Source organism: Novosphingobium sp. 17-62-19 (assembly GCF_002256775.1).
Classification (GTDB): Bacteria; Pseudomonadota; Alphaproteobacteria; order Sphingomonadales; family Sphingomonadaceae; genus Novosphingobium.
Genome location: NZ_NCII01000113.1, coordinates 1 through 9,420, shown reverse-complemented (window position 1 = coordinate 9,420; position 9,420 = coordinate 1). Strand labels below are relative to the sequence as shown.

Genomic DNA, 9,420 nt, shown 5'->3' with positions numbered 1-9,420 from the left:
GCGGAACATGCGGCTGATAGTGCAGGGTGCGGCGGTGCTTGCGCTCGGCGTGGCGGCAGCGGGATGTTCCAGCATCAAGGATCATCGCGGCTATATCGTTGATGAAGTGCTGGTTTCTTCGGTCCAGCCGGGCGTGGACAACAAGCAGTCGGTCGAACGCACGCTTGGCCGTCCGACGTTCACCAGCGCCTATGGCAAGCAGACCTGGTACTACGTTTCGCAGAACACGCAGCAAAAGCCGTTCAATCGCCCGCGCACATCTGATCAGAATATTCTGGTCGTCGATTTTGACGCCAAGGGCAACGTCGCTTCGCTGAGCCGCGAAGGCATGGAAAAAGTTGCGCGTCTTTCGCCCGAGAGCGACAAGACCGATACGTTGGGCCGTGACCGCTCGTTCTTCCAGGATCTGTTCGGCAACATCGGCGCGGTCGGCGCGGTGCCGGGCGGCGGGCAAGGACAGGCTCCCGGCGGCACAGGTCCGAACGGCAGCTGATCCGCACCGCTTGAATTCCGCAGCTTCCGCCACATATCGCGGAGCATGGACGATAGCAGGGCGAGCCACGGCCTTATCCAGTGGCACGGCACCACCATCATTGGTGTGAAAATGAATGGCCGCACCGTGATCGCCGGTGACGGGCAGGTTTCCATGGGCAACACGGTGATGAAGCCCAACGCCCGCAAGGTGCGCCGCATCGGTGAGGGCAAGGTCATCGCCGGGTTCGCCGGGGCGACCGCCGATGCCTTCACGCTGTTCGAGCGGCTGGAACGCAAGCTGGAGCAGCATCGCGGGCAGTTGATGCGCGCTGCGGTGGAACTGGCCAAGGACTGGCGCACCGACAAGTATCTGCGCAATCTGGAAGCGCTGATGATCGTGGCGGATGCCGAAACCATGCTGATCCTCACCGGAAATGGCGATGTGCTGGAGCCGGAAGGTGGTATCGCCGCGATCGGCTCTGGTGGAAACTATGCACTGGCTGCGGCCAAGGCGCTGACCGATTACGAAGACGATGCCGAGAAGATCGCCCGCCGCGCCATGCAGGTGGCCGCTGAAGTCTGTGTCTTTACCAACGACCGCGTGACGCTGGAAGAAATCTAGTCCCCCTCCCGCTTGCGGGAGGGGATAGGGGAGGGCGTGTTGCCGCTTCCTAACAGCCCCTCCCCCGACCCCTCCCGCAGGCGGGAGGGGAGAAGAGATTGCCATGAACGAATCCCTTACCCCCAAGGCCATTGTCCGCGCGCTGGACGAGCATATCGTCGGCCAGACCGATGCCAAGAAGGCGGTCGCCGTGGCGCTGCGCAATCGTTGGCGTCGGCAGCGGCTGTCGGCCGAGTTGCGTGACGAGGTGACCCCAAAGAACATTCTGATGATCGGGCCGACGGGCTGTGGCAAGACCGAGATCAGCCGCCGTCTGGCCAAACTGGCTGACGCACCGTTCATCAAGGTCGAGGCGACCAAATTCACCGAGGTCGGCTATGTCGGCCGCGATGTGGAGCAGATTGCCCGCGATCTGGTGGAAGAGGCGATCCGGCTGGAGAAAGAGCGCCGCCGCGAAGCCGTGCGCGAGGCTGCCAGCAAGGCCGCGATGGACAGGCTGCTCAAGGCGCTTGTCGGCGAAGGTGCGAGCGAGGCAACGCGCGAGAGCTTCAAGGCGCGGCTTGCCGATGGTTCGATGAATGAGGTTGAAGTCGAGATCGAGGTGGAAGACGCGCCTTCGATGCCAATGGAAATTCCGGGCATGGGCGGCGGGGTTGGCATGATCAACCTGTCGGACATGATGGGCAAGGCGTTCGGCAAGCAGAACCTCAAGCGCCGCAAGATGCGCGTGGCTGATGCTTGGGACAAGCTGGTCGAGGAAGAGGCCGAAAAGCGCATGGATCAGGACGATGTCCAGCGCGAGGCGATCCGCAATGCCGAGACGAACGGTATCGTGTTCCTTGACGAGATCGATAAGATCGCGGTGTCCGATGTGCGCGGCGGTTCGGTTTCGCGCGAAGGCGTGCAGCGTGATCTGCTTCCGCTGATCGAGGGCACGACGGTTGCCACCAAGTACGGCCCGATGAAGACCGACCATGTGCTGTTCATAGCATCGGGCGCGTTCCATGTGGCCAAGCCCAGCGACATGCTGCCTGAGTTGCAGGGACGCTTGCCGATCCGCGTCGAACTGCAGGCGCTGACCGAAGATGACTTCGTGCGCATCCTTTCGGAAACCCGCGCGAACCTTGTTGAACAGTACCGCGCATTGATTGCCACAGAGAACGTGACGTTGGACTTCACGCCCGAAGCCATCCGCGCGATTGCCCGCATCGCAGCGCAAGTGAACGAAAGCGTCGAAAACATCGGAGCGCGGCGCTTGCAGACGGTGATGGAAAAGCTGCTTGAGGAAGTGAGCTTCGAGGCAGAGGACCGCGTGGGCGAGACGGTACTGGTCGACGAGGCCTATGTGGCCGACAAGTTGGCCAATCTGGCGAGCAATGCGGACCTTTCGAAGTACATCTTGTGATGCGTGTTTCGTTCCGGTAATGTTCCAACGGCGACTCAGGGGAGTGAACTGATGGAACTTGCTGGCGGATGTCACTGCGGCGCGGTGCGCTACAAGGTGGACGGCGCGCCGATGCACGTGGCGCTGTGCCATTGCACCGATTGCCGCAAAAGCTCGGGCGCGCCGATGGTGTCCTGGGCCATGTTCAAGGCGGACCAGTTCGCGCTGACGAAGGGTGAGGTCACCACGCACAATTCTTCGGGCGCTTCGATGCGCAACTTCTGCCCGAAGTGTGGGACGGGGGTGTTCTTCACCAATGCCGAGAATCTGCCAGACATCATCGACGTGCAATCCGCCACGTTCGACGATCCCGACCAGTTGCCCGCGCAGCTTCACATCCAGACGGCGGAACGCATTGGCTGGATGGCGCAAGCGCACGCGCTGCCAGAATTTGCGCGGTTTCCCGGGGGGGAGTAAGCGGCAGGCATGACCTACCAGACTCCCGAAGACCGCCCTGTGTACCGCCTGCTTACCGGTAAGGATGATCGCGCCTTTTGTGACCGCGTGTCGGAAGCGCTGGAGCAGGGCTGGCGGCTTTATGGTTCGCCGTCGATGACCTATGATGGCGGGATGGACTGCATCAAAGTGGCGCAGGCCGTGGTGTGGCATGAGGCTGATGTGGTGAAGTAGGTACTGCCGTTCTGGAATCACTCGTCATTGCGAGGAACGCAGCGACGAAGCAATCCAGAGCGTGAGGCGCTCCTACTCCGCCGCCTCGCTGACTTCAGCGCTCTCCTGCGCCTGCCGCGCCCACATTTCGGCATAAAGCCCGTCACGGCGCAGCAGATCGGTGTGGCTACCTTGCTCTGCCAGACGCCCTTGATCAAGCACCAGAATAGTGTCCGAATCCGCGATGGTCGAAAGCCGGTGCGCAATCGAGATCGTTGTGCGCTGGCTGGCGACATCGCGCATGGTGGTGAGAATGTCCTGCTCGGTGCGGCTGTCGAGCGCGCTGGTCGCCTCGTCGAACAGCACGATCGGCGGGTTCTTCACCAGCGTACGGGCGATGGCGACGCGCTGCTTTTCGCCGCCGGACAGTTTCAGGCCGCGTTCGCCGACTTCGGTGTCAAAACCCTTGGGCAGGCGGGTGATGAATTCGGCAATGGAGGCACCGCGTGCGGCAGCCTCAACCTCATCCATGCCCGCGCCATCGCGGCCATAGGCGATGTTGTAGCCGATGGTGTCGTTGAACAGCACCGAATCCTGCGGGACAATGCCCAGCGCGGCGCGCAGGCTGGCTTGCGTGATGTGCGAAATGTCCTGCCCGTCGATCAGGATGCGCCCCTCCCACGGATCGTAGAAGCGGAACAGCAGCCGCGCGATGGTCGATTTGCCCGCGCCCGAGGGGCCGACAATGGCCACACGGTTGCCCGCAGGCACTTCGAACGACAGGCCGTGCAGGATTTCGCGGTCCCGGTCATAGCCGAACACGACATTGTCAAAGGTCACACTCGGGCGCTGGATCACCAGTGCTGGCGCGCCGGGCACGTCGGCCACTTCCACCGGCGTATCGATCAGGCGGAACATTTCGGCCATGTCGATCAGGCCTTGCCGGATTGTGCGATAGACCATGCCGAGCATGTCGAGCGGGCGGAAAAGCTGGGTGAGGTAGGTGTTGACGAAGACGAGATCGCCCACGGTCAGCCGCCCTTGCGACCAGCCCCAAACTGTCCATGCCATCGCGCCCGCCATCAGCAGGTTGACGATGATCGCTTGCGCAATGTTGAGAAGGCCAAGGCTGTTTTCGCTCTTTACCGCCGCATCGGCATAGGCACGTGTTGCAGCAGCGTAGCGCGCTTCCTCGCGCGCCTCTGCGCCAAAGTACTTCACCGTCTCGTAATTCAGCAGCGAATCGACCGCGCGGGACAGCGCCTGCCCGTCAAGCCGGTTCATCTTCTCGCGCAGGGCGGAGCGCCATTCGGTGATCGTGCGGGTAACATAGACATAAGCGATAACTGCCGCCACCGTCGCGCCGACCAAGCCAAGTCCGAAGTTGAGCCAGAAGATCACGATGACGGCGGTTAGCTCGATCACTGTCGGGGCAATGTTGAACAGCAGAAAATAGAGCATCGTGTCGATGCTCTTGGTTCCGCGTTCGATCACCTTCGTCACCTCGCCGGTGCGGCGGGCAAGGTGGAAGCGCAAGGACAGGTGGTGAAGGCGGGCAAAGACGTTCTCGGCCAGATGCCGCGTCGCATCCTGGCCTACGCGCTCGAACACGATGTTGCGCAAATTGTCGAACAATACGCCTGCAAAGCGGCCCAGAGCATAGGCCAGCACAAACGCCATCGCCACGGTAAGAGCAGGCTGCGCGCCCTCTGGCAGCGTCATCGCATCGACCGCTTTTTTGTAAGCGAAGGGCAGGGCCAGCGTTGTCGCCTTGCCGGCCAGCACCATCAGCAGGGCGCCCACCACACGGCGGCGCAGCACTGCATTATCGGCAGGCCACAGGTAGGGCAGGAACCGCTTGAGCGTTTGCCAGCCATCATGGCGGGCGTCTTTGGAATTGGTGTGCGTATCAGGCGGCATGGCTTCCCACATAGGGGCCATGCGCAACTATGCCAGTGCCTTCATTGAATTCGGAGCGCTGGCCCTCGTCCATTGGCGCTGGCGATGCCGGTTGGCAGATCGAACAGGATGCGGCGTGTGGCAAAGTCTATCGCCACGCGCTTGAACATCCGCAGCTGCGCCATGCCCAGCAGCATGGCAGGGCGCTTTACCATGCCAAGTCTGCGGAATGCCGGTGAATCCGCAAAGGCGAGAAAGGTATTGTGCAGTTGCAGGCCGCTGACTTGAATAGTCGATGCCATGATCAGTTCGGCGCTCAATTGCTGGCCGGTGACCGAATAGAGCACGGTCTGTTCTGCCTTGCGCCTGCGGGTAAGTGCATTGCGAAGAGCCATGTTGCCGACTGAGGCATCTGACCCGGTATCAATCACGATGTCTGTATGCACGCCATCGACCACGGCGTTGGTCATGATCAGTTGGCCGGACCGGCGGCGCGCATTCACCACGATTTCAAAGCCCTTAGACCCGCCAAGAGACGCAGCATCGCCGATCAGAATCGTGTCCTTTGGAAAATCTATCAAAACACGCTGGTTCTGCAGGCTATCGAGCCCGACAATACCGTCCGCGCCGATGTGCTGCTTTTCCAGCAACGGTGCGCTCAGCGTATAGTAGGTGCGTTTGCCGAGGCTGATTTCGTCTACATCAACGAGTTCGACCGCCTGAGATCCCGCCACACCCACTACTACACCACTGCCGACCACCGACAGTCCCATCTCGGTTGCAATCTGCCGTGAAAGCACTGTGCGTTCGGAGCCTGTATCGATCAGAAACCGATACGGGCCATGCGCGCCGATCTGCACCGGAACGGTCATGCGACTGTGAAAATCGTCTTGCGTCTGGACCAGTTCGGTTTCGCCGGGGGGCAGCAGCAGATCATCGGCAGCAAGCGCAGGCTGACTTCCTGCCGCAAACAGCGCCGTCCAGATTGCAAGGGATGCGCGCATGATTTTTCTCCCGCAGGGAGTTTACGCCTGTTGTCACACCGACGCCAGCATGATCGTTCAGGCATTCTACCCGGCGGGACTGCGGGGAACTTAACGCCGTGGCAACCCGAAGTGCTTATGCGGGACGAATGAGCATGGATTCGACATCCCCCACTTTGCGCACGCGTGCGTTCGGCCTCGCAGAAGCTGCAGCACGCGCTGTGGGCTATGACAAGACGCATATCACTCGCGTCATCGCCTATCGCGAGATCGATGCTTGGCTCGACAGACGCGGCACACAAAACCTAGACGCGCTGGAGATTTCTGCAGGCTGGAAATGGCGGCAACGCCAGTGGGGCAGCTATACCGAAATGAACTGGCCCGAGCACGACATCTGCAATGATGTGCTCGACCGCAAGTTCGATGTGATCATAGCCGACAACGTGTGGGAGCATCTGCTGTACCCATATCGCGCGGCGAAGAACGTGCGCGCGATGCTCAAGCCTGGCGGCGTGTTCATCAACATCACCCCGTTTCTGATCCGCTATCACCCGATCCCGACCGATTGTTCGCGCTGGACCCAGCTTGGCATGGTCCATTTCCTCGAAGAGTGCGGTTTCGATCCGACGAAGATCGAAACCGGCGGCTGGGGCAACGCCGCTGCCGTGCGCGGAAACCTTTTTCGCTGGGCGCGCGCGGGTTGGCAAAGGCGCTTTGTCAACGACGATCGGTTTCCGGTAACGATCTGGGCGATGGCCGAGGTCTGATGCCAACTGACGAGGAGCCTGAGCCTGTTGCGGTGGTCGTCCTCGCGCACAACGAGGAACGCCGCATAGGTCGCTGCCTTGCCACTTTGCCGCTGTCCGAATCAGGGTTTGTCATTCACGTGGTCGTCAATGGATCGCGCGATGGCACCGCGGCGATCGTTGCAGACACCGCAGCACAGCATCACAACCTGACGCTGCATGAGTGGCCCGAACCCGGCAAGGCACGCAGCTGGAATCGCATCGTGCTTGATACGCTGCCGCCAGGTCTGAGCGCGGTCGTGCTGGTCGATGGCGATGCCGAGGTCGCATCTGGTGCAATCCCTGCGCTGCGTTCCGCGTTGGACGCCCATCTAGAAGCAAACCTCGCGTCTGCTCCTCCGCTGAATGGCCGCCGTGCGGCACACTACCGCCGCATGATGGCGCAAACGCACGGCGTGTTCGGTGATCTCTACGCCCTGCGCGGCAGCTTTGTGGATGCGTTACGCGCAAGTGGCATTCGCCTGCCGGTCGACCTGGTCGGTGACGACGGTCTCGTCGGCGCCCTTGCCAAGACCGATCTTGGTCCGCTGGCGCAATGGCGTGAAGAGCGGGTCCGTCCGGTAATGGACGCAGGCTTTTCATGTGAGCCCTTCAATCCGCTCGACTTGCGCAGTTGGCAAATGCAGCATGGCCGCATGATCAACTATGCGGTGCGCCACTTTCAGGACCGGATCATCACGCAAGTCTTGCGCAGCGAAGGTCCTCGCGGCCTGCCGCACAAGCTTGCCAGTCTTTATGCGCAGCACCTGTCTGCGTTCGCGCCGCGCAATGGTATCTGGAACTGGTTCGATCGCCGCGCTCTTGCCCGCATGAGAGCGGGCGCTGAAGAACGCTAGGTGGCAGCAGCCTCTGGCTTGCGTCGGATCAGCGCCCAGATCTGGCCCAAGGCAGTGCGATCCGTGGCATGGATCACCGCGCCATAGGCAACCACGCCTACGGCAATCAACAACCCAAGATGTAGCAAGGGCAATGCATCGAGGCGGGTAGACACCAACAACCGATCAACTGCCCATACTACTGTCCCCATCGCCACGCTGCTCCCCACAGGCAGGACCAGCGCCGACCACATATCGGCAAGGCCAATACCCAGCGCAGGGCGTGACAGTACAACCGTCGCCAGCAGCAGCAAAGGTGCTGCCACGCACCAAATAGCAGCAACGGCCAATATCCCGAACTGTGCTGCCCCTACGAACGCGGCTGCAAAGATCGTTGCCCCCGCAATAGCCGTGCGCACCGGAACGCCCGGCTTGCCGATGGCGTTCAATGCAGGCGAAAACAGAATCTGCATTGTCATGAACGGCATCGCTAGCGCCATAAACTCGATCAACGGGGGCAGTTCGCTCCATGTAGGCCCGAACAGCGTCGCCACTAGCGGCTTGGCGCTCACCGCCATGCCAACATAGAGCGGCGCGGCAATCAGCATGATGAGACGGGCCGACCGCAGGAATGCCCACCGCAGTGCCGGCAGATCATCCTGCAAACGCGAATACGCAGGAAACGCAACTTCGTTGAGTGGCGGCACGAAGCGGGAATAGAAGATCGTCGCGAGGAACACCGCCTGAGAATAGACGCCCACTTCATGCGGCGTCAGGTTTCGGCCAATTACAAAGATATCGCTCTGCGTCTGCACCAGCCAGAACAGCTGAGTCAGCAGGATCGCCAGCCCGAAACGGAAAATGTTCCCGCATCCGCGGAAGTCGAAGCTTGGCCATACCAGCGACCGTGCCAGAATCGTCAAGCCGATGGCCCGCACCCAGAACATCACGATCGGCGCATAGACCAGCGTCCAAACCCCGAAGTCTGCCCACGCCATCAGCAGCGAGATCACCGCCCCGGTTAACGCCGAGAGCAAGTTCACAACTGCCTGGCTGCGGAAATCGAGCCTTCGGCCCATCAGAACTTCTGGAATCGCGATGAATGGCGTGGAAATATAGATCAGCGTCTGCACGCGTAGCATGTCTGCCACCACTGGTTGCCCATAATAGGCTGCCACTGCTGGCGCAGAAAGCCATTGCACGGCGGCGATGAGCGCGTTGGCAGAAAGCAGCAGACCGAAAGCCTGCCGAATGCGGTGCCGATCAAGATCGCGCTCCTGTATCAATGCACTGGCAAAACCATAGCCGTTCAGAAATGTGAGGAAGCTCAGCATCACCAACGACATCGCAAAAAGGCCATAGTCGGTCGGCGACAGCAGGCGCATGACTATCAGGGTCGACGACCAACTGACGATCTGCGCCGCAATCTGGCTCCCTGATCGCCAGATGATTGCCTGCTTCACGTCGCCAGCCAGTGTTTCCTGCCCGGCGAGTGGGGCGGGGGTGAACGATTCCGGCGAGTGAGTGGGCGCCACTTGAGGTGCGGAAGTTTGTGTCATGCTGCATCTGCCTTACACGCAGGGCCGTTAACCCGCTCTTACGGCATGGAGATCCTGCCCGGGATAGCTGGTCTGAAATGGGCCTATCAGGGCAAATGCAGGTAATTTCAAAAAACTGAAAAGTTGCTGTTGACGCGAATCGGAGTGGTGTTTAGAGGGCCTCTCACCGCAGCGGAGTTGCTGAGCAGCTTTGTAGCGGTCGCCAACAT

Annotated in this window: 11 protein-coding genes; 7 read left to right on the top strand and 4 right to left on the bottom strand. The window is 61.0% G+C overall.

What is annotated here, in order from left to right:
- The 5 genes from bamE to B7X90_RS16760 all read left to right on the top strand — a co-directional run.
- The coding region (gene bamE / locus B7X90_RS16780) for an outer membrane protein assembly factor BamE (protein ID WP_366409814.1) at window positions 1-493 on the top strand (493 nt) is incomplete at its 5' end.
- Between the two features lie 45 nt (window positions 494-538).
- Window positions 539-1,096 carry an ATP-dependent protease subunit HslV gene (hslV, locus tag B7X90_RS16775; RefSeq protein ID WP_292626374.1) on the top strand — a complete coding sequence of 186 codons (558 nt, stop codon included), beginning with the start codon at window positions 539-541 and terminating at the stop codon, window positions 1,094-1,096.
- Window positions 1,097-1,199: 103 nt separating this feature from the next.
- A complete protein-coding gene (hslU, locus tag B7X90_RS16770) occupies window positions 1,200-2,501 on the top strand; it encodes an ATP-dependent protease ATPase subunit HslU (RefSeq protein ID WP_292626372.1) in 1,302 nt (433 codons plus the stop codon).
- Between the two features lie 51 nt (window positions 2,502-2,552).
- Complete coding sequence (locus B7X90_RS16765) at window positions 2,553-2,957, top strand: GFA family protein (protein ID WP_292626370.1); 405 nt, start codon at window positions 2,553-2,555, stop codon at window positions 2,955-2,957.
- Window positions 2,958-2,966: 9 nt separating this feature from the next.
- A complete protein-coding gene (locus B7X90_RS16760) occupies window positions 2,967-3,170 on the top strand; it encodes a DUF1737 domain-containing protein (RefSeq protein ID WP_292626369.1) in 204 nt (67 codons plus the stop codon).
- Window positions 3,171-3,242: 72 nt separating this feature from the next.
- On the opposite strand, the gene B7X90_RS16755 is transcribed toward B7X90_RS16760, so the two are convergent.
- Window positions 3,243-5,069, bottom strand: a complete 1,827-nt coding sequence (locus tag B7X90_RS16755; RefSeq protein ID WP_292626376.1) for an ABC transporter ATP-binding protein/permease — start codon at window positions 5,067-5,069, stop codon at window positions 3,243-3,245.
- A 41-nt stretch (window positions 5,070-5,110) separates the two neighbouring features.
- Window positions 5,111-6,052 (bottom strand): aspartyl protease family protein, encoded by a 942-nt coding sequence (locus B7X90_RS16750; protein WP_292626367.1) that lies wholly within the window; start codon window positions 6,050-6,052, stop codon window positions 5,111-5,113.
- 134 nt (window positions 6,053-6,186) lie between these two features.
- Between B7X90_RS16750 and B7X90_RS16745 the strand changes: the two genes are divergently transcribed.
- Both B7X90_RS16745 and B7X90_RS16740 read left to right on the top strand, forming a co-directional pair.
- Window positions 6,187-6,798 (top strand): class I SAM-dependent methyltransferase, encoded by a 612-nt coding sequence (locus tag B7X90_RS16745; RefSeq protein WP_292626364.1) that lies wholly within the window; start codon window positions 6,187-6,189, stop codon window positions 6,796-6,798.
- Window positions 6,798-7,673, top strand: a complete 876-nt coding sequence (locus B7X90_RS16740) for a glycosyltransferase family A protein (protein ID WP_292626362.1) — start codon at window positions 6,798-6,800, stop codon at window positions 7,671-7,673. Before B7X90_RS16745 ends, B7X90_RS16740 begins: the two co-directional genes overlap by 1 nt.
- Here the strand turns inward: B7X90_RS16740 and B7X90_RS16735 are convergent.
- Together B7X90_RS16735 and B7X90_RS16730 are read right to left on the bottom strand one after the other, a co-directional pair.
- Window positions 7,670-9,211 carry a lipopolysaccharide biosynthesis protein gene (locus tag B7X90_RS16735; RefSeq protein WP_292626361.1) on the bottom strand — a complete coding sequence of 514 codons (1,542 nt, stop codon included), beginning with the start codon at window positions 9,209-9,211 and terminating at the stop codon, window positions 7,670-7,672. The genes B7X90_RS16740 and B7X90_RS16735 overlap by 4 nt on opposite strands.
- Before the next feature lie 27 nt (window positions 9,212-9,238).
- Window positions 9,239-9,420 (bottom strand): hypothetical protein (locus B7X90_RS16730; RefSeq protein WP_292626360.1); only part of this gene is annotated, 182 nt, incomplete at its 5' end.